The organism is Bacteroides sp. 1001136B_160425_E2 (assembly GCF_015559655.1).
GTDB classification, from domain to species: Bacteria; Bacteroidota; Bacteroidia; order Bacteroidales; family Bacteroidaceae; genus Bacteroides; species Bacteroides luhongzhouii.
This window is the reverse complement of record NZ_JADMQH010000004.1, coordinates 211,595-233,059: the sequence shown is the minus strand read 5'-3', so window position 1 is coordinate 233,059 and position 21,465 is coordinate 211,595. Positions and strand designations below refer to the sequence as shown.

20 protein-coding genes are annotated in these 21,465 nt (G+C 44.0%); all 20 read right to left on the bottom strand.

Going from position 1 to position 21,465, the window contains the following annotated elements; translation table 11 throughout:
• Window positions 1-2: 2 nt before the first annotated feature.
• From I2I04_RS05445 to fabG, 20 genes are read right to left on the bottom strand one after another with little or no spacing between them, the layout of a single operon-like run.
• A complete protein-coding gene (locus tag I2I04_RS05445; RefSeq protein ID WP_195654547.1) occupies window positions 3-1,298 on the bottom strand; it encodes a phenylacetate--CoA ligase family protein in 1,296 nt (431 codons plus the stop codon).
• Window positions 1,282-3,021 carry a C45 family autoproteolytic acyltransferase/hydolase gene (locus tag I2I04_RS05440; RefSeq protein ID WP_195654546.1) on the bottom strand — a complete coding sequence of 580 codons (1,740 nt, stop codon included), beginning with the start codon at window positions 3,019-3,021 and terminating at the stop codon, window positions 1,282-1,284. The genes I2I04_RS05445 and I2I04_RS05440 overlap by 17 nt, the downstream gene beginning before the upstream one ends.
• Window positions 3,014-4,504 carry a phytoene desaturase family protein gene (locus I2I04_RS05435; protein WP_195654545.1) on the bottom strand — a complete coding sequence of 497 codons (1,491 nt, stop codon included), beginning with the start codon at window positions 4,502-4,504 and terminating at the stop codon, window positions 3,014-3,016. The genes I2I04_RS05440 and I2I04_RS05435 overlap by 8 nt, the downstream gene beginning before the upstream one ends.
• A complete protein-coding gene (locus I2I04_RS05430; RefSeq protein ID WP_195654544.1) occupies window positions 4,497-8,363 on the bottom strand; it encodes a 1-acyl-sn-glycerol-3-phosphate acyltransferase in 3,867 nt (1,288 codons plus the stop codon). The genes I2I04_RS05435 and I2I04_RS05430 overlap by 8 nt, the downstream gene beginning before the upstream one ends.
• Window positions 8,360-9,550, bottom strand: a complete 1,191-nt coding sequence (locus I2I04_RS05425; protein ID WP_143259058.1) for a DUF2062 domain-containing protein — start codon at window positions 9,548-9,550, stop codon at window positions 8,360-8,362. The genes I2I04_RS05430 and I2I04_RS05425 overlap by 4 nt, the downstream gene beginning before the upstream one ends.
• Window positions 9,547-10,029: a 3-hydroxylacyl-ACP dehydratase gene (locus tag I2I04_RS05420; protein ID WP_195654543.1), complete on the bottom strand. Its 483-nt coding sequence runs from the start codon at window positions 10,027-10,029 to the stop codon at window positions 9,547-9,549. The genes I2I04_RS05425 and I2I04_RS05420 overlap by 4 nt, the downstream gene beginning before the upstream one ends.
• Before the next feature lie 3 nt (window positions 10,030-10,032).
• Complete coding sequence (locus I2I04_RS05415) at window positions 10,033-10,593, bottom strand: hypothetical protein (RefSeq protein WP_143259060.1); 561 nt, start codon at window positions 10,591-10,593, stop codon at window positions 10,033-10,035.
• A complete protein-coding gene (locus I2I04_RS05410) occupies window positions 10,568-11,203 on the bottom strand; it encodes a LolA family protein (RefSeq protein WP_143259061.1) in 636 nt (211 codons plus the stop codon). The genes I2I04_RS05415 and I2I04_RS05410 overlap by 26 nt, the downstream gene beginning before the upstream one ends.
• Before the next feature lie 11 nt (window positions 11,204-11,214).
• The gene (locus I2I04_RS05405; RefSeq protein ID WP_195654542.1) at window positions 11,215-11,895 is read right to left on the bottom strand and encodes a polysaccharide deacetylase family protein; all 681 of its coding nucleotides are present in this window, start codon (window positions 11,893-11,895) and stop codon (window positions 11,215-11,217) included.
• Window positions 11,892-12,983 (bottom strand): beta-ketoacyl synthase chain length factor, encoded by a 1,092-nt coding sequence (locus I2I04_RS05400; protein WP_143259063.1) that lies wholly within the window; start codon window positions 12,981-12,983, stop codon window positions 11,892-11,894. Before I2I04_RS05400 ends, I2I04_RS05405 begins: the two co-directional genes overlap by 4 nt.
• 12 nt (window positions 12,984-12,995) lie before the next feature.
• Window positions 12,996-14,234: a beta-ketoacyl-[acyl-carrier-protein] synthase family protein gene (locus I2I04_RS05395; RefSeq protein WP_195654541.1), complete on the bottom strand. Its 1,239-nt coding sequence runs from the start codon at window positions 14,232-14,234 to the stop codon at window positions 12,996-12,998.
• 3 nt (window positions 14,235-14,237) lie between these two features.
• A complete protein-coding gene (locus I2I04_RS05390; RefSeq protein WP_008020527.1) occupies window positions 14,238-14,519 on the bottom strand; it encodes a phosphopantetheine-binding protein in 282 nt (93 codons plus the stop codon).
• Window positions 14,512-16,362 (bottom strand): beta-ketoacyl-[acyl-carrier-protein] synthase family protein, encoded by a 1,851-nt coding sequence (locus tag I2I04_RS05385; protein ID WP_195654540.1) that lies wholly within the window; start codon window positions 16,360-16,362, stop codon window positions 14,512-14,514. The genes I2I04_RS05390 and I2I04_RS05385 overlap by 8 nt, the downstream gene beginning before the upstream one ends.
• Window positions 16,347-16,790, bottom strand: coding sequence for an acyl-CoA thioesterase (locus tag I2I04_RS05380; RefSeq protein WP_143259066.1), 444 nt, complete (start codon window positions 16,788-16,790; stop codon window positions 16,347-16,349). Before I2I04_RS05380 ends, I2I04_RS05385 begins: the two co-directional genes overlap by 16 nt.
• The gene (locus I2I04_RS05375; RefSeq protein ID WP_195654539.1) at window positions 16,787-17,221 is read right to left on the bottom strand and encodes a hydroxymyristoyl-ACP dehydratase; all 435 of its coding nucleotides are present in this window, start codon (window positions 17,219-17,221) and stop codon (window positions 16,787-16,789) included. The genes I2I04_RS05380 and I2I04_RS05375 overlap by 4 nt, the downstream gene beginning before the upstream one ends.
• Complete coding sequence (locus I2I04_RS05370; RefSeq protein WP_143259068.1) at window positions 17,218-18,288, bottom strand: methyltransferase; 1,071 nt, start codon at window positions 18,286-18,288, stop codon at window positions 17,218-17,220. The genes I2I04_RS05375 and I2I04_RS05370 overlap by 4 nt, the downstream gene beginning before the upstream one ends.
• The gene (locus tag I2I04_RS05365) at window positions 18,275-19,210 is read right to left on the bottom strand and encodes an acyltransferase (RefSeq protein WP_195470232.1); all 936 of its coding nucleotides are present in this window, start codon (window positions 19,208-19,210) and stop codon (window positions 18,275-18,277) included. Before I2I04_RS05365 ends, I2I04_RS05370 begins: the two co-directional genes overlap by 14 nt.
• A gap of 2 nt (window positions 19,211-19,212) precedes the next feature.
• The gene (locus tag I2I04_RS05360) at window positions 19,213-19,464 is read right to left on the bottom strand and encodes an acyl carrier protein (protein WP_004305450.1); all 252 of its coding nucleotides are present in this window, start codon (window positions 19,462-19,464) and stop codon (window positions 19,213-19,215) included.
• Window positions 19,465-19,485: 21 nt separating this feature from the next.
• A complete protein-coding gene (locus tag I2I04_RS05355; RefSeq protein WP_195654538.1) occupies window positions 19,486-20,709 on the bottom strand; it encodes a beta-ketoacyl-[acyl-carrier-protein] synthase family protein in 1,224 nt (407 codons plus the stop codon).
• Window positions 20,710-20,735: 26 nt separating this feature from the next.
• Window positions 20,736-21,464 carry a 3-oxoacyl-ACP reductase FabG gene (fabG, locus tag I2I04_RS05350; RefSeq protein ID WP_195654537.1) on the bottom strand — a complete coding sequence of 243 codons (729 nt, stop codon included), beginning with the start codon at window positions 21,462-21,464 and terminating at the stop codon, window positions 20,736-20,738.
• Between the last annotated feature and the right edge of the window lies 1 nt (window position 21,465).

Below are 21,465 nucleotides of genomic sequence, written 5' to 3'. Positions count from 1 at the left end.
AATTATCGTAAATCAATGAATTTTATCGTTTTTCGACTCATTGGAGGCATTTGAATTTTTGCAATGTATTCTGCCGACTCAAAATTAATACTTGGAGCCACTCTGACTTTCGAACGAAACAGGTCTTTTATCTCCTTGGCAAAACCTTCGCTACGGTTTTCGCTCCCGATACGGATCAGAATTTCATCCGTTCCCAATTCGTTGGTGTAAACTTCAATGATGTAATTCTTTACCGAAGGAATATTGTCCAGTATGTCGAACAGTGCAGGTGGATACAAAGTAGTCCCTTTATATTTAATCATTTGCCCTTTTCGTCCGAGAATGGAACTAAGGCGAATCGTATTTCTTCCGCAGGCACAAGGCTCGGTATGATGGTAACAAATATCACCAGTCTTGAAGCGGAGCAGCGGCATACCTTCTACTCCGAGCGTCGTGATCGTCACTTCGCCAGCTTCTCCCTCTGCGACAGGACGATTATTGTCATCCAAAAACTCTACGATGATAAGTTCCGGTTGCAAATGCCCGCCGTGGAATTCGCTACATTCGGTAAAAGACGACTGCATTTCGGTGGAAGCATAGGTGGAATATAGCTGTAAGGCAGGCCATTTGTCATGTATCTTCTGTCCGAGCGTATTTAACTGAAACTCCTGATTGCGCAAAGCCTCACCGATACAGATACATTTCTGCATCGAGCACGCATTATGGTCGATATGATTCTTCTCGGCAAACTCTATCAGTTTGATAAGGAAAGAAGGGACGACCATTCCACAAGTCGGATGAATCCGGCGAATCGTGTCCCATTGCAGTTCGGGGATGCCGTTACCTACCCGGATCACTCCCATGCCGAGTTCGCGTGCTCCCATATAATAGGCAAGTCCTGCCATGAAGCGGCGGTCGATGGTAGTCATGAGTTGCAGAATATCCTTTTTACTGCATCCGGTGGTGGTGAAAGACAGGTACTCGTTGTAAGATAAACGGTCCAGGTCCTCGGAAGTGAGAACGAAAGTCACCGGATCTCCCAGTGTGCCGGAAGTCGTTACATAGTCAATGATTTGCTCCTTGTCTACACAGATGAAGTCGTCGTTATGAAGTTGCAAGTCTGTCTTGGTGGTGACAGGTATTTGTTGCAGGTCTTCAATCTTCTTTATCTGATTGATGTCAATGTGGTGTTCTCCGAACATTCGTTGGTAGAACTTGGAGTGTGCTTGCAGGTAGGTCAACGTTTGGGTTAACCGTTCTTCCTGATAGCATTTGATCTCTTCCGGTGAGCGGAACTGAATTTCAGGATTCTTTTCCATCTTTGGATTGTTTTTGAATTTTCTGTTGGATACGTTCTTTCTCTTGCAACTTGGGAATCGGTTTCTTTAATGCTTTTTGCCAGTATACGATGGCTTGTTGCGGTTGCTGCATAGCCTCGTAATAATTTCCTATCACTTCATATACATAATATAGAGAAGGATTAGAGGCTTCGTATGTTTTTAAAACATGCTCTTCTATTTTCTCCTTTTTTCTGATCTTCTTCAATAGGAGCGGAGTCAACTTCTTATAGGTAAGAAGATGCTGGAACTCCGGTGTTTCGGCGAATTCATCTGCCGGAATGGTCAGGTTAGAACTGTATATTTCGTGTTGCAAGTTAATCGTGTCGTTAAATATCTTATTCAGGTCATAAGCTACATACTTTCCACATTGCCAGGGAGAGGTAGATACCCACATCAATCGTTTTTCTGGTTGGAAGATAACGGAATGATGAGCAATGAATTGATTGATAGCCATTTCGTTAGCCAGTCCCAAGTCCGCATCTTGCAAACCCTTGTGGTTGCGCAGGATAGAGGCGGCTTTAGAAGCATCTATCGGCAGATTCTCATTGATGAGTTCTTTCAATCGTGCAAAACGGTATGGACTGTCCGAAGTACGGATATTTTCCATGTTTCGTTCATCCTTACTGAATTCCTTCGATTGGTAATGATTGGTGCAGATGAGCCGGTCGGCTTCTTTTTTTCCTTTAAAGAGCACTGTCTTCTCCGGAGATTTCTCAATGATAGCGGCTTTGCCATCTTTGGCAGAACCTATCAAGATGGATTCGGAAACGAATGTCTTCCGTTTCTTAGCAATGGCAAAAGCCTCATCAATCGTTGACGCATATTGCAGTATTTCTCTGGTTAGAATGGAAATAGGAGTGGCGGAACCTGTTGGAACAGCAGACTTGGCGGCATTGATCGTGACGGTCAGCCCCGTTTCGTTCATGCCGGATAGTACGCCTATCATACCGGGCCATCCTACGGAAGCGAATTTATAACCTTGATCCGGTGTATAAAAAGCCACTTGCTTATTTTCTGCGAAGGCATCTCCCACGTAGAAATCGAAGTTGCGTCCGATCAGTAGAGACGAATCGGCGCTTTGTGTTCCCCAAGTGGCAAACGAACTGCATCCCACTAACATATAATCTTGCATGGCATGTCCCAGGTCGTGTGCCGAATGGTAATTCAGCTGACGTTCGTAAGGAGTGCCGATAAAGTCGTATTCATGGGTACACGATAGCGAGATTCCGTAGATCTCGTCGCGGTATTCTTCGAGGACGTTCTCACCCAGATGACGGTTGAATAAAACGATGAAGAACCGGAGGAACTTCAGATAACTGTCTGAAGGAACAATCTCACGAATCTGATCGACAAATACTTTCTCCTGATAATGAAGCAGATCAGAGGAAAGTTTGCCGATGGCTTCTCCTCTTTGAAAGGCATCCCCTTTCACAAACAACTCCCACAATCCGCTTTCGCTGTGGCGCAGGAAGTTGCCGTCATAATATCGGAGGTCGAGAGTATCGTTGTAGAGTACTTCTGCCGGAATCATGGTAGTAGTATCTGCATGAGACACTTTTGTCATGATGATACCAGGTTCATGTTTCGGTGTCAGCATATCTGCTGAAAAGTAGAGATAACAGACTCCGGCTATCAATATCACGAGGAACGACAGAAGAACGTAGCTCGTGTATTTGAATATCTTTTTGATTGTTTTATGCATTTCCTACTTTTTTAGCCAGGTATTCTTGTCCCACAAATTCCGCACAAGTGAGCATGGAAGTCAGCGTTACCCCCAGTGCGCCATGCACGTTCAGGTTTTGACCTGTGAGAAAGAGATTACCCAACCGGCTTCGTGTAGACACAAAACCGATTTGCGGACATTTATAATCTTTGATAATTCCGTATGCGGAACCGTCCACCGTTCCGGTATAGTCGCGATAGCTCAACGGAGTGGTGGTATGAATCTCTTCTATGTTGTCGGAGAAATCAATGCCATGGCTCCGGATAAAGCGAAGCAGCTGTTCCGTCTTTTTCTTTTTGAAGGACCGGTAGCTTTCTCCCCGGTGTTCGGGAGTGGTGTCTTTCCATGCAGACAGTTCGTCCATATACATCGGTGTCAGGATTGAAATAACACTGGCGTATTGACTGTCTTCGGAAGAGGCTTGCATTGAAATCATGCAGTTGGTGGTCCGTCCTGGATAGATCTGCTTGTCATACCACACTTTGTGATCTCCATGCAGATAGAGGTTACGGTTTTGGTACGGAGTGCTCTTCTTTTTCATTACCAGATAAAGCGTGAAGATGCCGTATGTGTTTTCGAGCGAACGGATGCGGGATATGTAGGCGTTCTTGATACTACGGTTTTTATCCAGTATCTCCAGGGTTCGTTGAGGGTGCATGTTGGAAATTACATAGTCGCTTTCCAACCGCTCTTCGCCGTTGATGATGACTCCCTGTACTTTTTCGTTTTCAACGATGATACGGGTGGCTTCACTGTTGTTAAGTACTGTCCCTCCATTCGCCCGGATCACGTTAATCAATTCCAGGCTGACTTGCATACTGCCGTCCACAAAACGATAAGCTCCTTCGATGTAGGAATGGTTAATCATGGCATGTTCGTAGAAGGTGGAGACATCTTTCAAGCCTCCGTAGAGCAAGGCCGAGCCTGCCAGTACATTTTGTAAAGTGGGGTCCGGAGTAATATCCGCAATCAGTCCTGCGGCGGAGGTGCAGAAGTATTTCATTCCTTCCAGGGCAAGTGTGCCCTGTTTCAGATGGTCTACGCTAATCAAGTTACCAACAGTCTGAAGCTGTTCGGCATAACGTTTCAGGTTTTCTTTTTCATGCGGGAAGGACCGGCAGATCGTTTCGATGAATTGCGGATACCCCATTGCATAATCGTATGTTTTTCCTTTATAGTAGATTGTATCGAAAGCCTCATCGTCCAAGCGTTTCAGCTTTAGTTTGTCCATGATGCCGAAATAGCGGAAATACTGATTCATCACTTGACCTTCATCCAGGCTTCCTACATAATGAATGCCTGTATCGAATAAATGTCCTTTTCGCCGGTAGGTTTGAAAGCATCCGCCGAATTGCGTGTTTTTCTCTACGACGCATACATTGAATCCTTCTTTACTAAGAATCGCTCCACATTCCAGTCCGCCAAGGCCGCTTCCGATAATGATGATATCGTATTTACTCATGTTCGTTCGGTTTTCTGAATATATAAATAGTGTTCGAGGTATATTTGTCGTTAGGAATGATTTCTACATTCATTCCGCAGGTGACTGCTATTTTCCGCAGTTGGTTTTCTGTGGTGAAATGCAATTCTCCGGCAGTCCGGTTGAAATTGAAGATACGGGTGGATAGCAATTCCGTGAACCGGGTCAGCCGGTGTTTGGAAGTATTTGCCGAGTTTCCGTCGCGTATGATAATCATTCCCTGCGAACGCAGCCGGTCAGCGCATTTCAACAGCAAAGTCCGTTGATGTTCATAGCTCATATAGTGAAGCATATCGTTCAGGATAAAAACATCGCTTTCCGGTAGCGGATATTCCAATGCGTTGCCGTGCCTGAACTGGAGATGTTCGTTGCGTAACCATCCGTGTTGTGCCAAGGTTATTTTATCCTCATCGTAATCAATTCCTAAAATTTCCCGGTCTTCGGAAAGCAGAGACAGCATATAACAGAGCGGACCGTAGCCGCAGCCGATGTCTGTAATTTGCCCTTGGACGGGAATCAATCGGTTGAACAGCCGATAGTTTCTTTCCATCTTCACCTTGATACGGATATACCATTCAACGACTGGTCCTTTGTATATATAGTTTTGGATCAGAGCTTCGTAGAAAGCAGGATTGTCCGTCGTGTTCTTTTCCCGGCAGATACGGGCGTAACCTTCCTTCATATAGGCGGATATGCGTTTGGTGCGTTCCTGGTAGGTGGTTCCGAAAGAAAGGTCGTCTGCCGGTATACGGGGAAGTATTTCCGTGTAGATGATTCCTTTGCGGATATTGAAAGGCTGTGCCTTTGCAATGATTTTGTTGTTGCCGTAGAGGAGGATCGGAAGAATATCCAGTTGCAATGTTTCTGCCAGGTAGAAAGCTCCTTTGTGGAAACGTTTCATCTTTCCGTTGTAAGTGCGTGTACCTTCGGGGAAGATAGCGATGGAGTAGCCCTCTTTTACTTTTTTCCGCATCCGTTCCATATATTGTTCGTAGCCTTCGCCTATGTAATAGAAATCGACATAGCGGATGATTGCTCCGAAGAAAGGAGAATGCCATACCCAATGGTTGGTTACCATCAGGATTTTAGACGAAAGAGACAGCAATACCAGAATATCGATGAACGACTGGTGGTTGGCGATAATAATTGCCGGATGCTGAAAACGTTCGTTAGCTTTGTTGATATGTTCTTTTTTGACGGCAGTGGCCAACAACAGAATCCCTTTACAAGTGATTTGTATCAGTCGGCATACCAAACGTTGCTTGCTGCTTTTCCGCACAGGCACCAGATAAAGGACAGCGATCAGTACACGGAGGAAGATACAACCGATAAAGAAAAGCAGGAAGAGCAACACGGTTCGTATCAGCCCGATAAGCGTATAAGGCGGCAATCCTTTGGAAGCGGGTCCTGCAATGAAGAACCGGAAAATGAGTGGCTGAATGGTATAAGCTACCAACACCACTGCTATCATGCCGAGAATGGAAATCAATGAAATGGATTGCAAAGCCGGATGCTTGGCAAAAACAAGTGCTCCCATGCCGACAACTGTGGTGAAAGCAGAGAAGAAGATGGCTGTTTTGTGAGAATTCAGTACCTTTTGGCCTGTACGGTATTTGTTTTGTAGCCCGTCCATAATGAAGATACTGAAATCGTCTCCAATGCCAAAGATAAAGGTGGACAGGATAATGTTGATGATGTTGAACTCAATTCCCCAAATTCCCATCAATCCCAGGATGATTACCCAGCTGACCAGCATCGGGAGGAAACTCATCAAGGTAAGTTCGATACGTCCGTATGAGAACCATAATGCGAAGAATATCAGGAAAGAAGAGATATACAGAATCAGGTAAAAGTCGTCATTGATGGCAGATACCCATTTATTGGCAAAGTAGGAACGGTCGAAGATGACTACATCCTGGGCTTTGCTGAAGTTCTGATACACGGTTTCCTTATTCTGGTCGCTGATTCGTATCTGGCTGATAAGCATGGTGATGGAATCGGCAGAAGTTTGCCATTCGTTCAGTAGCTTGCCGGATAAATCGTCTTCTTGAGCGGTGTAGTGATATTCACCGAAAGGTTGGTTCAGCCATTGATAAAAGGGCTCGAAGCTTCCCGGACGGAAACGATATTCAGCGGCAGCTGTTTCCAGCTGTTCACGGACTTGCTGTTGCTTTTCATCTGTCCAGTAATCTTTCCATCTTTTCAGTCGTAGCTGTTGCTCCTGTGGCGAGATCAGAAATTGTGAGGCGGAAGCATAGTCTTTAATCAGTCCTTGATCTTTCAGTGCCGATAACTTCTGATTGGTTACTGCATAAGTTTCGGTGGCTTGATTCATGTCTTTGCCTACGCTGACAAAAAGTACTGTCTTTTCGTCGCTGTCGAAGAGTTGCATTAATTTCTCTTCCGATTGTTTGAGATGTTGAGGCTCATAGTTAAGGCTCATCATGTCGTTGTTGAAGCCGACCTTTTGTGAGGTAAACAAACTGATAATTGTAATGAGGAGAATACCACCTACCAACCATTTATTCTTTTCATAAGAATATGCGTTTATTTTCTCGATGATGCGTAATACGCGTCCTTGTTTGACGTCTGCCTGTCCTTTCAGAAAATGAGGCAGGTAAATGAGGCAAAAAAGAGTAGTACCCACCAATGCCAGGGAAGCGAACAACCCGAAATCGCGTAACAGATCGGAACTGGTGAATATCAATCCCATGAATGCACCGATGGTGGTGAAACTACCTACTGTAAGCGGATAGGCTATCTCTTTAATCAGTTGTTGCACGGTGGAAACATGGTTCTGATGTGCCAACATGTGGATGGAATAGCTTAGTGCAATACCCATCACTGCCGAACCGGCTCCCACGGCAATGGCCGATATACTTCCTTTGATAAAGAAAATCAGAAACAGGGCGAATAATCCTCCGAAGAGTACCGGAGTAATAATCAATGGTATCGATCGCTTCCGTTTAAACACGAGTGAGATAAACACAATGATGATAAGCAGTGCCAGTGAGGAAGTCAAAATCGTATCTTTCTTGATCTGACGGGCGTTGTAGACTCCTACGGAGGGACCGCCGAAATATTCGACTCGAATGGTAGGAGATTCTCCCTGTACGTGTTGGAGTTCTTCTTCGAGTATTTTTATCAGTTCGTCATTCTTTCCGGTACTGCCTGTGCTGAATACCGGGGTAATGAACATAAGCAAGGTGGAACCGTCTTTGGAAAAGATGTGTTCGTCATAAATCTCGTAGTTGGCTTCCAACTGGAAATCCTGCAAATGTTTCAGGGCTTCACTTCCCAGTCCGAGCGGGTCCCGGAGAATATAACTTCTTAATGCGATTCCGGCAGGAGAGAGGAGATTGGTATAGTTCTTCTGCATGATAGCTTGTATACCTTTCTCTGTCAATAGGGAATCGAATCGTTGATAATCCGTATCTGTCAGGAAAAGCGGGAGATGCTCGTAGACAAAGTCTGTGGCTCCTCCGATGAGGCTTTGGTCTACCTGTGCGAAAATTCCCTTAATCAGGGTTCCTCCGGCTTTTTCAGTCAGGGTTTGTTGCAGTTGTCCGGCAGCTTCTATCAGGGAATCAGGTTCTACCCGGTGACATGTATCTGCCGAGGATAGCATAATGATAATCTTATCCTTGATTTTGAGATTGTCGAATACCTTGATTGTGTTTTGGGAATCTTTGGTGTCGGGGAAGAATTGTGTGATGTTCTCTTCGAACCTTACTTGCAGGGCAAAGAACCCCATCAACAGGACACAACTGATGAGTGACAAATAGAACAGAATCTTGTGCCTCTCAAAATAATCATATAGTCCGATAAAAAATTGGGTCATATCTTTTTTTTCCTACACGCCGTGAGCAGAATGAACGCGATGGTTCCTGCCAGTATGCTGCATACGACTGCAAAGATAACACTTCCTATTAAATATTGCTCTATGACTGATTTTACATTTTCAAAAGAAAGTTCGTTTAAGTGTAGGTTTACGGGTTCTCCCAGTACTTTACAGCCGGTTACATAACTTCCGTACAGTAAAAATGGTATCATCGGAGGGATGCTGATGTTGGCTGCTACAATAGCTATGACTTTGTTTAATCGGAACAAATGCGCCAAAAACAACGTAATCAGCATTTGATATCCCCATGCCGGAACGATGCCCATAAATACGCCGAGCATGATGGCTGCCGTAATCCGCAGGTTAGATTCGGGGGAGTGGGTGATGTGATTAGAGAAAAACTGCTTGCAATTCTTCCAGGTCAGTTTACGAAAGAAGTTCCGTGGTACAATCCAAAGGAAAGTGACGAGTACCAGTACCGTATTCAGAATACTGATACGGGTGAAATCACGGAACGGGCGGAAATGAGAAACCCGTTCTTCCTGTGGCGGATAATAAACGTGTACCGGAATATTTTTTACGGGATTGCCTCCCCATGCTGCAAAAACAAGTGCTTCCAGTTCGAACTCATATTTGGCAGTGTAATACCACTTGTCCACATTCATTCGTTGGATAGGGTAGAGGCGGTAACCGGATTGCGTATCTTGCAGTTTGATACCGGTTTCGAGGGTGAACCAAAAGTTGGAAAACTTATTGGCAAAGGTGTTCTTTCCCGGCATATTGTCCGAGGCCAGATTACGGGAGCCTACCAGTAACGTGTCCGGTTCCTTTTCTATGGCTTCAATCAATACGGGAATGTCCGAAGCGAAATGCTGTCCGTCGGAATCAATGGTGATGGCATATCGGAATCCTTGCTTCTTTGCGAAAGATAATCCATGTTTCAAAGCTACCCCTTTTCCTTGATTGACAGGGTGGGTGATGATGTGAAGATTAGCTTCCTGATTCAGTATTTCAGGTGTTTCATCCGTTGAACCGTCATTGACAACAAGGATTTCCGGTGCATAAAAACGTATACTTGCTATGACTTTTGCCAGTGTCTTGCCATTGTTGTAACTCGGGATGATGACGATGATCCCTAATTGTTTCAACTTTTCGTGCCAATAGGCTGTACTTATTTGCTCCTTCATGCTTTTGGGGTAAGTGCAGCTTTTAGTTTAATGAAACATTCATCTTTTACCGTGCTTTCCTCCTTTATAATGCTTCCTTTTCCTGTGACCTCCTTTACAATTTCTTCTTTTGCAATATCCTCTTTCACAATGCTTTTATTTACAGTATTTCCCTTTATAGTACCTTCCGCCTGTAACTGGAGTTTGCCTTCTTCTGTTTCTTTGAGAATCAGTACGATTGCTATCCGAGGCGTTTCTATAGGATTGATAGCCGAAAGAAATTTGCAGGAAGATACTTGTGTTATTTGCAACTTTTGCTGACGAATATTTTCTGCACATTCCTTGATAAGTTGCAATAGACAAACTCCGGGAACTACCGGATGTTCAGGAAAATGTCCCTGATAAACAGTGTGGTCAGGATTCAACTCTATCTGAATAGTCCAGGTAGTTGAATCCGATGACTCGGAGGAAAGGATAGTATAGAAGTTATCAAGTAGCATATATTAAATTTCTTTAGATAGTTTATCCAGACGGATCGTTAACCGTATCCACGGATGTTTGATTTTTATTTGTGCCGGATCACCCGGAGTGTCGCCGGTAATGTAGACCACTGATTTTCCAAAGCCTTTTCCACTAATTCTTTTTTGGGTAGCATTGTCTTTGGTGGCTTTCACACGGACGTCTTTTCCATTTAAGAACAAACGCCTGAAATCCATCTCTAACAGTTTCAATACCTTTTCTTTTTTCATGGGTTCAATGCAGCTGTTGACATTAAATTGATCGTTGCGAAGAGAAAAATCGAAAAGGCTTAACCCGAAGTAGGTAGACGCTACGATCCGGATTTCGTTATCAGGCATACGGCGTACTATCAACATACCACTCATGTGATGTTTCATGAAATCTAGTTGGATATTGTATTTTTGTGATCCTTCTCCTTGCGTCAGTTCGATAGCAGGAGGCACAGTACTGCCTTCCCCACTTATTCGTGGAGAGCAGGACGTTTGAACCTGTATTCCTAAGAATAGCAGAACCGTCAGGCTAACGAATCGCAAACTTCGTCCCATTCTTCAGAGAGTTGAACTTTTTATTATAGAATTCGTATTCTGTGTAGTTTGTAGCTGTTTCGGACAGGCGGAGTTTGTGTACTGACATATCTTTCTTATCCAAATAAATTTCGATACCGGCAATATAGGCTTGTACTGCTTTGTTGGTCGGCTTTATTTTCACTAAATAGTATCGTGCGTCTTCAAAATATTCCAGCTGGTAGTTGGATGACATCTTAGACAGGTCACCTATCATACACGCAGTCAGCATATCCTGCATCTGTGCCATCATTTTGTTCGAACTCAGGTTCATAATACTTTTCTTGCCATCCGATACGATTTTGAGCTTACTCCCGTTTATCACGATGAGATAATCCATCGGGTGGAAGTATTCCATACAGATTTTATTGCTCTTTTGGTAGTAGAACTTTCCTTTGGAAGTAACTTTTTCGTCGAATACATCGAGATATTTGATTTGGGTAAAATCGCTTTCGATGGACTCTACGGTTTGTGCCTCCTTTGCCAGGCGATTTTCAAACTCGGTCTTTTGCACCATCTTTTTCATGCTTTGTGCATGGACGGCGGCGATAGACAAGAAGAAAAGCGATAAATAGATTATAAAAGTTTTCATACGTTTTTATTTTATGCCAATAGTTTGTCCAAACGGACAACGGTATATCCCTGTTCTTTCAGCAAATCCAGTATTTGTTTCACTAACTGGTCGCTGTCGGGCATCCGGTCGTGCAACAGAATGATGGCTCCCGGTTCAAGACGTTTCCGCGTCCTGGCAAGTATTTTGTCCGGAGCTGACTGTTGTGTATCCAATGTACGGATGCTCCAGCCTATCGAAGTATATCCTAACTGTTGGACAGCTTTCGCAACCGTAGGATTAGTGACACCGAATGGCGGACGAAACAAAGTAATCGGTTGCGAAGTTACTCGTTCTAGTTCACACTGACAAGTTTGCAGGTCTTTTTTCATCTTGGAGAGTCCATATAACGGGAATAAACCGGAATGGCTATATGAATGATTTTCAATTAGATGCCCTTCTACTATCATACTTTTCAACAAAGCTTCATTCCCTTTTATCTTGTGTCCGATACAAAAAAAACAAGCAGTTGCCTGATATTCTTTTAGTACCTCTAATACTTTGGGCGTTTGAATGGAATCGGGACCGTCATCGAAAGTCAAGGCAACAACCTTCTCCGTTGTGTGTTTTTTGCAAAACGACCGGAGATAAATTCCCGACTGGATGCTATAGGAAGCATAAACGAGAAAAGACAGTATCAAGAGCAAACATAAAAGGAGGCAAACAATCATCATACGTTTTTCCGAATTAGAATCAATGAGTGATTGATGGAGTGGTGATGATTATAAATCAATATATTGGTAGGGATAGTGCAGTTTGCTGATGCCTTTACTACTTTCCATACGGCATACGATGAGGCGGTAGGATATTCTCCACATTCGTCTTTAAAACTAAGATGAATACTTTCCGGGAAAAGGTATGTTTCAAGCTTTTCATAGATAGAGTTGTTTTCATTCATTATATTCTTCTTAGTTATCATATCTTTTTCATCTATGATACTCTTCTCATAACCAGTAGTTTGTTCGTGAGAATCATCTTGAAGGGATTGTTTTTTATTCTTTCCGGTGACTAACCATTGAATATCCTGACAGTTTAATCCGTTTCGTTGTAGAAAACGAATAATTCGGGAACTGATTTCTTCTGTCGTATGTTGCCCCGTGAAAGTTTCAAGTCCTCGTATTTCTGCTAACGGATGCTCTCCGGCTTCCCGGCTTAACAGGAAAAATTGAGCGCCTTCTCCGGCTTCTATTCCTTTCAGCAGTCCCAAACGTTGCTGAATGATGTAACTGGTTTCTGTCATTTCGTCGATGGCGCCCACCAGTATGTTCTCGCTTCCTTCTCCTATTTTCATCATGGCATCCAACAAAGCACTTTCAAAACTTAGTCCGCGGTGAACATAAGTCATGTTGTAAGCATGTATTTGATGAATCAGAGCTATTTGTGCACCAATCGTATTGAATGTCGATTGAATAAAAGGAGTAGGATTCAGCATCCGTTCTTCATTATCTAACAAGTTGTTCAGGAACTTTTCCGTATCAACCAGGCAGCCCAGTCCTGTGGCTGTGATAATTCCTTCTATCTTTTCGGGAGATAATTCGCCCATACATTCCAATCCGCAAGCTACTCCCATTTTTACAATACGGCTCATGCGCCTGCGCAAAGTTGCATTGGTAATAATATTTTTATAATCGGGTTCACAAGCCTGAAGAAAAGGACGGTTTGCTGAAGTTTCGGACGAATCATTTACTTTCGGATTATTTCCTTGTGAATGATTTCCTTGTGGATGGATGGAAGCGACGCGTTGGATATAAACAGATTGCATAGGCTCAAAAACTTAAAGGTTCGTTCGTTTTGGAAAATTCGTTGCGGAAAAGAGGAGCGACGAGTCGTTTCCTCCGAAGCCGAAAGAATTGGATAATACATGGCGGATCGGCAATCCTTCCTGAAAAAACGTTTCCGGTATCAATCCTGTTTCTGATTTTACTCCAATTTCTGACATCAGCTCTGTTTCTGGTATAGCCTCCGTGAAGTTTAGATTCGGATAAATCATGCCTTTATCTATGGAAAGAACGGAGTAGACAGCTTCGATTCCTTCAGAAGCTCCTAAGGTGTGTCCGATAAAAGCTTTTACCGAACTAAATGGCGGAACATGTTCTCCGAAGATTCTTCGCAATGCCATACCTTCCGATGCGTCATTACCGGGAGTACCTGTCCCATGTACGTTGATATAATCAATATCTTCAGGAGAAATGCCACTGGAAACGATGGCTTCGCTCATTGATAGAAAGGCGCCATCTCCTTCGGGAGAACTTCCTGTTTGATGATAAGCTTCATTTGTATTAGCGTAACCGCTTAGTTCACAGTAAGGAGCTCTTTGCAGTGAACTTTCTGATTGAAGCACTAAATAACCCGCGCCTTCTCCCAAATTTAATCCGGTACGCGAACGGTCAAAAGGACGACAATGTGCTTTGTCCAAAATCATGAGAGAATTGAACCCATTGAGAGTAAACCGGCAAAGTGCATCCGTACCTCCGACGATAACAGCATCCAGTTGCCCGTGTTTAATCATTCTTGCTCCCAACATAATAGCATTGGCTGCTGATGAACAGGCTGTACTGATCGTAGTTATAAAATCATTGATACCCAGATACGAAGCTATTAATTCTGTGCTGGCTCCGCAGTCGTGTGAAATCACTTCCCGCAATCGTCCCTGTTTCGGGTTTTTCTTGAATGATTCATAGAAACGCTCGCTTAAATCCATACCGCCGACAGAGGTGGCGGAAATAAAACCGATACGTAACGGTTGTGTGAGTCCTGCATCTTTCATTGCTTCTTTGGCGGCTATCATGCCTAGCAATGCTGTGCGTGGTATTGTACGCTGCGGAGGTAAAGATAATAGTTGTTTAAGTTCTTCATTGCTACGTTTCACTTCAGATACGGGTACATCGAGTGTAGTCGGGAAAAGAGTTACTTTTCCGATGCCATGCTTTCCTTGTTGTAGTGCCTCTATATTTTCGGAAACTCCGATACCGATGCCCGAAACAACTCCCAATCCGGTGACGTAAATCTTCATAAGTTAAGCTTTACGATTAGCAATGATGTAGTCAGTCAGTGTACATACCGAGTAGAAGATTTGTTTGCCTTCACTGGGATTCTCTATTTTAATACCATATTCGCGTTCCAAAATCAGGATGATTTCGAGTGCGTCAATGGAGTCAAGGCCAAGACCTTCGTCGCCAAACAGAGGGGCTTCATCGTCAATATCTTCCGGAGTGATTTCTTCAAGGTTCAACTCTTCGATTAGTTTACCTTTCACTTCGTCCATCAGTTCTCTTTTGGTTTGATCTAAATTATTCATAAATCGTTGATATATTATTAAGTTGTTTAAATTCTGCTTGATAATGTCCGTCCAGTAGTTCGCACCAGCCTATGATGCATGTGCGTAACTTACCTTTCGCCATCACAATTCTTGCGTAATCCTCTAAGGAAGCAACGTCGGATTGCTGGCAGACAAAGAATGTATTCTCTCCCTGAATTTTGTGTCGAATACAGATTTCTCCCAATACTACATTGGGGAGAGTGTAGACAAACACGGCAGGACTGGCGGCTTTATCTCCTTCTTTATTGATGATAGCTTGATGTTTGCAGTCCGTATCTAAAGAGGAAGATGCATTGGCTAGAATGATTCCAATCTCTTTCGGCTGGTAGTTGGTATCTTTCAATAAATATCCGGCAGCTACATATCCCAGCTTACAAAGATTATCCATCTTGTAGAACTTCATATTGTTTTCTCCCAGATGCTTGTATGCTTCCCGGATAAACGGCGCAAAGTCAGTCTCCGAAGAATTGAATATAGCTGTTCCTTGGTTTTCTATCACTCCCGGTTTGATCGTGACTATATTGGCTGATTCCACGACAGCTTTGCAAAATGCCGGAGAATCGGTTTTCTGTTTCAAATGAGCATCTGGGAGAGATAATACCAGTGCGGCATTACAGCCTCCGAAACCGGAAGCGGTTTTGATACAGCATTTCATCGGCATCGGCTGATGAGTGTTATAAACGGTGATAGGCATGGGAACACCCAGTGTCTCATATCCTAAAGTTCCGTAGTATATTCCTTCTTTTAGTTGCTCTATGCAGAGTATGGTTTCAATAATGCCTGAAGCTCCTAATGTATGCCCGAAATAAGGCTTAAGACTATTCACCGGAACTGCAGACAATCCTGCCAAATGTATGGCTTTGGATTCCATTTCGTCATTATAAACCGTAGCTGTTCCGTGTGCATTGATAAAGCTGATATCTTCAGGAAGTGCTCCGGCTTCTTCCATTGCCTGATTGATAGCCAGCGCCAGTCCGTCTCCTGTCCGGGAAGGACCGGATATATGGTTGGCATCATTGCTGATCGCTCCTCCGGATAGAATAATATGATTTGCGTTTCCTTGCGTTTCTAAAAGAACAGCTCCACAGGCTTCGCCTAGACTTAGTCCGTCCCGCTGTATATCGTATGGCCGGCATCGGTGTGCGCAGACTGACCGGAAAGACAGGAAACCGCTGGTAATAAAATGAGAAAGAATATCCCCGCCAGCGACAATCACCCGTTTGTAACGCCCTGATTCTATCCATCTCTTGGCAACAACCAGTGCCGAGACTCCAGATATACAGGCGTTGGAGATAACTTCTACTTGATTGGCTGCCTCAAAAAAATGCCCGATTCGTTCTGCCATTTTCCAAAGAAAAGTCGGACTATCGGCTGATAATTCCTGTAAAAAGGAAGGATTGTCAATTGTTGATTGTACAGAATCGCCTGGCTTGTCCGAATTAGTCCTTTTTTCTTGATTGCTCAATAAATCAATATTTCCCTTCGTGGTGGAGAGTAATAAAGCACAGTCCGACTCTTGCAGATTCACTCCCGATTGGGAAATCACTTCCTGAATAGTCAATATAAACAGTTGCTCTAGCCGGGTATAAGAGGAAATATCCAGCTCCTTTGCCCGCTTTTCCAACTGTTCTTTAGCTCTCTTTTCCAATTCGGCAGAATCAATCATCCCTGCCAGAATCGGACTGTCAGAAATCCGTCCGGCTTCTTGCATACGAATCCCGCTTCGGTAGTCATGGATTGCTTTCCTGTTTTCCGAAACGTCGAAACCTAACGAACTAATCAGCGTATGGGCTGTGATGTATATATTTAAAGGATGTTCCATTTCTTTTTCCATTCCAGATAAAACGGAGGGTTGATAAGCTCCAACTCTTTATTCAGGTTCAGGAACACTTGTATGGTGCTTCCGGTAGCCACTACACTCTGGTCGGTAGCCCGATAGATAACGTATTCGAATTTTATCTTGGCTGCCTCACAGGCAAGATAGCGTGTTTCGATAATCGCTTCTTCACCAAAGGACAATGATTGCTTGAACTGACAGGTTAAATCTACGATGGGAACCATGTAGCCTTCCCGGTAAATGCTCATATAATCCAAACCATACTGTTTGCCGAAAGCTTCCCGCCCATCCTCAAAGTAGCGCACGTACTCGCCATGCCATACAATTTGCATGGAGTCAATTTCGCTGAACCGTACTCTGAAAGTAGTCCGGTTAGTCAAAGCTGCAATCTGTTGATTTGTTTTCCGTTTCATTCTTTTTTGATAAATATTTTCATCTTACATTCAGCAATCAGCTCTTCTTCCGTTTTCACTTGTGCCGAAATTAGCGTAATATCGAATACCTCTTGTACGACGGTAATCTCTGTAAATAATTTCATTCCGGTTTCCGGCAAGTTGTAGATTTTAAGTTTGTCTACCGAACCGATAAAACCTAACGGAACTTTTTCACCCTGCCGGGTATAAATAAACCCGATACGTGTAGCCGCTGATTGTGCGATATGCTCGATAATTCCCGGCTCTTGCAGTCTGCCTGCCTCACAAAATAAATTGTCGGTAGTGACAGTCAGTCCGGAATATGAACGGTTTTCTTCAAATCCGAAGAAACTGTCCACCATAACGATTGGCGGACGCTGTGGAATCAGATTGAGTATTCCTTCTCCTTGTATGACGGCTTTCCTGTTCATTTCAATCTGCATTGTACGATGCTGTGTCCCATTCCTAAATGGTCATGTATTTCTTCGATTTCCAATCCTGCCGCTTCAATGCATCGTTGCATATCGTCCGAATGATACATCTTGCTGTTTCCGTTTGCCATTGCTGTAAAATAGAGGCTGATTTGTGTCAGACAATAAGCGGCTGTATCAAATTTCTGTCGGTCCCAGAAAGTTTCCATGATATAAAGACGACTCTCCCGGCTCATGGAACGGGCTGCACGGGTTAATATGCTGGTTACTTCTTCTTCCGAGAAACAATCGAGAAACTGGCTCATCCAAATAGCATCGAATCCTGTCGGGAAAGGCACCTCCGGATCAAGTAGATTGGCGCCATGACCATGGATACGTGTAGCTCCGGGCAGCTCTTTAGTTTGTTGATGCATCATTTCCAATTGTTGAGGAAGGTCCATGATGGTTACTTCCACTGTGTCGTCGTAGCTTACGCATTTGGTCGCCCAGCGGCCGGTATTGCCTCCCACATCCAATAAAGTCTTGGGATGACGGGCGAAAACAATCGCCAGTGCTTCATCGAACGAACAATCCGAGTAATAATGATCGAAACCGAACCAGCTCTTTTGTACTTGTGAAGGCAGACTTGACAACCCTTCATAGATAGTACTCCATTCACCGAATACTTTCAGTCCTTCAGGACGTCCGTTGGTGATGGCTTCTTCCAGATGAAACATTCCCTGATAGTTGACATCATGGTTGAAGTCCATATTGACACGTACCATTTTGTCATTGAGCAGAAACCAGCCGGCTTTCGCAAGGCAGTATCGCCCTTCACGCAACAATACGGTGCCGATAGTCAATGATGCCTCCAACAATACTTGTGCGCCATAAGAGGGCAGCCCACAAGCTTTGCTGATTTCTTCTTGCGTCATACCTTTGCGCTCGTCGGCCAATAACTGGAAAATTCCGAATTTAAGCATAAGGCGTGATACCTGAAAAACAATAGGCCCAAAAGCTATTTCTTGTGCCAGGCGTTGTGCCTCTACCGCTGTCAACGGCTCTTTGTCATATTTATTCTGTTGCATCTTTTTGTTTCTCTTTTAAATCCGGTGACTGCTTTCCGGCAGGTTCCCAGAATGGATAATAATTGAACCATTGTTCCGGATAGCGTTTTAGTATCTGTTCCAAAGCAACAGTATATTGTTCGAGCAGAGCCATCTCCGCTTTCTTTTCTTTTGTTCGTACTACCGGTTCCGCTATTATGAAATGAAAACGGTAGGTTCTTCCCGGTTCCCTCATTGCAAAGTAGAATACCACCGGAACTTTCATTCGCGAAGCCAGCAGGAAAGGACCGGTAGGGAAAGGAGCTTTCTGCCCCAGTAAAATTCCTGTCAGAAGTTTCTCTTTGTTCAGATAACGGTCGCCTTGGAAACAGACATATTCTTTTTGGTTAATCGCCTCGGTAATGCGGAAAACGTGTGTCAGGTTGTCTTCATTGACAGGGATAATCTTAAACTCCTTGTCCTGACCGTTTTTCTCCAAGAGCTCTTTGATTCTACGATGTTCGGCATCGTACATCACGATATTGATTTTTTTTCCGTAATCATCAAAGAAAGGAACGCCTATTTCCCAGTTTCCCACATGGGCACCAATCATAATCACTCCCTGTTCACTGTTCAGCAGTTGCAGAAACTCCGGATACCGCTCGAATTTGAACTGATATTGATTTACTTTTCCATTACCGATGGCTACCTTGTCAATCAGGATCTGGCCTAATCGGTAATAGTTGAGTAGTAACATTTTCAAAGAACGTATCCTATTGTATTTCAGAATGTGACGGGCATAAAACCAGGTGCTTTTGGTTGCTTTTGGAGCAAACGGTATAAAGTAGAGCACTACCAGGCTTAGAAAAAGATAAGCGGCAGTGATGCCCAGATACTTAATCAGGTAAATAAAGAATAAGTATCCGAACGTTCCTCCCCGGGTTTTGCCTTTCCACGTCGACATATTTACTTGGCTTCCTGCATACGGGTGATAACGAGATCGTAGAAGTCCTGGAAGGTTTTGATACCTGCAAAGTCTTGTCCGGTTACGTTGAAACCGAAATTCTTTTCTACCAGTACTACCATGTCGACCAAGTCCAGGCTGTCCAGTTCAAGAGTTTCCATTAACGGCGCATCCGGCTGGATGACGTCGATGTCTACTTCAAACTCTTCTGCCAGAGTTGTTCTTATTTTCTCGATGATTTCTTCGTTTGTCATATATCTGTTTTCTTTAGTAATTTATTTCTTGATTTGGCGTATGATCAGGGTGGAATTGGTTCCTCCGAATCCAAACGAGTTGGAGAGGAACGTATCAAATTCCAGATTTACCCGTTGGGTAGGTATATTCAACTGTGCGGAGGCCTCGTCCGGTTCCTCGAAATTGAGGTTGGGAGCGATGAAACCGTTGTTCATCATGAGGGTGGAGTAAATCACTTCACTGGCACCTGCCATCCACATTTCATGTCCGGTCATAGACTTTGTAGAAGTGACATACGGGTGATGTCCTTCAAATACTTCCGCAATGGCTTTCGCCTCATTCAGGTCGCCTACCGGAGTGGAAGTGGCGTGTGCGTTGATATAACTGATTTGTTCGAGTGCAATACCCGCATCTTTGATGGCCATCTGAAGAGAACGTTTCGGACCGTCCACATTTGGTACGGAGATATGATCTCCATTGGATGAGAAACCGTAACCGATAACTTCGGCCAAAATGGGAGCTCCCCTTTTTACTGCCGATTCATAGCTCTCTAATACCAGACTGGCGGCTCCTCCACTCGGAATCAGTCCGTCACGTCGTTTATCAAAAGGTTTGGAGGCTTTCTCGGGCTCTGCTTCCTGGGTGGAAAATGCGCTTAGTCCGTCGAAACTGCCGACCGCATAAGGATTTACTTCTTGTGCGCCACCGCAAAGAATACAATCCTGCAATCCTGATTTAATGAGCAGATAACCCATGCCAATAGCATGAGAACCACTTGCGCAGGCTCCGGCAATGGTGAAGTTAACTCCTCTAAGCTTGAAGATAACCGACAGGTTCATTGTCACGGTAGAATTCATCGACTGGAAAATAGAACCGGAACCTACCAACGCTGTATTTTTCTTTTCACGAATGATGTCCACTGCATTGATAACAGGGGCGGCACTACTATCATTACCATACAAGATACCCACTTCATTAGCTTCGAGAAAAGCATCGTCAATACCGGCGTTGCGGAAAGCCTCCAAAGTAGCGAGATAAGCATATTCTCCCTGTTCCGGCAGGCAGAGACGTTTACGACGATCTAATAGTTTCTTCAAGTCGGGACGTTCCAATATGCCCGTTAATGCAGAAAAATAGCCCAGCTCTTTCCGTACCGGATCTATGCCAATCCCCGATTTCCCATTGTATAGTGAGTCTTTTACTTCATCCAGGTCCTTGCCGATGCAAGAGTAAATCCCCATTCCCGTGATAACAACTCTTTTCATTATTTTGTCTATTCTATGCTTTTGTTTTAAGTATATAGTCCTCCGTTGATGGAAATCACCTCTCCTGTGATATAGGATGAGGCTGGAGATGCCAGAAAACCGATGAGATCGGCAACCTCTTCCGCAGTACCGAAACGTCCTGCAGGAATGTGTTTTTTCCATTCGTTCTCATCAATCCCTTCCGTCATATCCGTGCGGATAAATCCTGGAGCAACTGCGTTGACTGTTACCTTCTTCTTGGCAACTTCCTGTGCCAGTGCTTTGGTGGCGGCTATTACGCCACCTTTGGCTGCGGAATAGTTGGCTTGTCCGGGCATTCCTTGAATACCTGACAAGGATACGATATTGACGATACGTCCATAACGTTTGACCAGCATATTTTTCAATAAAGGCTGTGTCACGTAGAAGAATCCGTTCAGACTTATATCGAGCACTTTGTTCCATTCTTCTCCTGTCATCCAAAGCATCAGGTTGTCTTTGCGGATGCCCGCATTGTTAATCAGTACTTCGATGTATTCGTCAGGATGTTGTGATGCCCAGTTGTTCAAGGCAAGGGCAATAGCGGCAGGGTCTGTCACATCGAACTTCATTAATTCTCCATTACTTCCTTTTTCCTGCACTAACTGCAACGTTTTTTCTGCTTCTGCATCGTTGCTCTGATAATTAATCAGTATAAAGTAGCCCATTTCCGCCAGTTTGCAACTGACAGCACGACCGATACCTCGGCTTCCTCCGGTTACTAATGCGTATTTCATT

Bases quoted from the DNA above. Each gene is read 5' to 3' on its own strand.
- I2I04_RS05390 (WP_008020527.1), bottom strand. From the start codon at position 14,519: ATGAATAATTTAGATCAAACCAAAAGAGAACTGATGGACGAAGTGAAA.
- I2I04_RS05395 (WP_195654541.1), bottom strand. From the start codon at position 14,234: ATGAAGATTTACGTCACCGGATTGGGAGTTGTTTCGGGCATCGGTATC.
- I2I04_RS05405 (WP_195654542.1), bottom strand. From the start codon at position 11,895: ATGATGATTGTTTGCCTCCTTTTATGTTTGCTCTTGATACTGTCTTTT.
- I2I04_RS05440 (WP_195654546.1), bottom strand. From the start codon at position 3,021: ATGCATAAAACAATCAAAAAGATATTCAAATACACGAGCTACGTTCTT.
- I2I04_RS05380 (WP_143259066.1), bottom strand. From the start codon at position 16,790: ATGAAACGGAAAACAAATCAACAGATTGCAGCTTTGACTAACCGGACT.
- I2I04_RS05445 (WP_195654547.1), bottom strand. From the start codon at position 1,298: ATGGAAAAGAATCCTGAAATTCAGTTCCGCTCACCGGAAGAGATCAAA.
- I2I04_RS05355 (WP_195654538.1), bottom strand. From the start codon at position 20,709: ATGAAAAGAGTTGTTATCACGGGAATGGGGATTTACTCTTGCATCGGC.
- I2I04_RS05360 (WP_004305450.1), bottom strand. From the start codon at position 19,464: ATGACAAACGAAGAAATCATCGAGAAAATAAGAACAACTCTGGCAGAA.
- I2I04_RS05430 (WP_195654544.1), bottom strand. From the start codon at position 8,363: ATGACCCAATTTTTTATCGGACTATATGATTATTTTGAGAGGCACAAG.
- I2I04_RS05385 (WP_195654540.1), bottom strand. From the start codon at position 16,362: ATGGAACATCCTTTAAATATATACATCACAGCCCATACGCTGATTAGT.
- I2I04_RS05425 (WP_143259058.1), bottom strand. From the start codon at position 9,550: ATGAAGGAGCAAATAAGTACAGCCTATTGGCACGAAAAGTTGAAACAA.
- I2I04_RS05415 (WP_143259060.1), bottom strand. From the start codon at position 10,593: ATGGGACGAAGTTTGCGATTCGTTAGCCTGACGGTTCTGCTATTCTTA.
- I2I04_RS05420 (WP_195654543.1), bottom strand. From the start codon at position 10,029: ATGCTACTTGATAACTTCTATACTATCCTTTCCTCCGAGTCATCGGAT.
- fabG (WP_195654537.1), bottom strand. From the start codon at position 21,464: ATGAAATACGCATTAGTAACCGGAGGAAGCCGAGGTATCGGTCGTGCT.
- I2I04_RS05435 (WP_195654545.1), bottom strand. From the start codon at position 4,504: ATGAGTAAATACGATATCATCATTATCGGAAGCGGCCTTGGCGGACTG.
- I2I04_RS05400 (WP_143259063.1), bottom strand. From the start codon at position 12,983: ATGCAATCTGTTTATATCCAACGCGTCGCTTCCATCCATCCACAAGGA.
- I2I04_RS05410 (WP_143259061.1), bottom strand. From the start codon at position 11,203: ATGAAAACTTTTATAATCTATTTATCGCTTTTCTTCTTGTCTATCGCC.
- I2I04_RS05370 (WP_143259068.1), bottom strand. From the start codon at position 18,288: ATGCAACAGAATAAATATGACAAAGAGCCGTTGACAGCGGTAGAGGCA.
- I2I04_RS05375 (WP_195654539.1), bottom strand. From the start codon at position 17,221: ATGAACAGGAAAGCCGTCATACAAGGAGAAGGAATACTCAATCTGATT.
- I2I04_RS05365 (WP_195470232.1), bottom strand. From the start codon at position 19,210: ATGTCGACGTGGAAAGGCAAAACCCGGGGAGGAACGTTCGGATACTTA.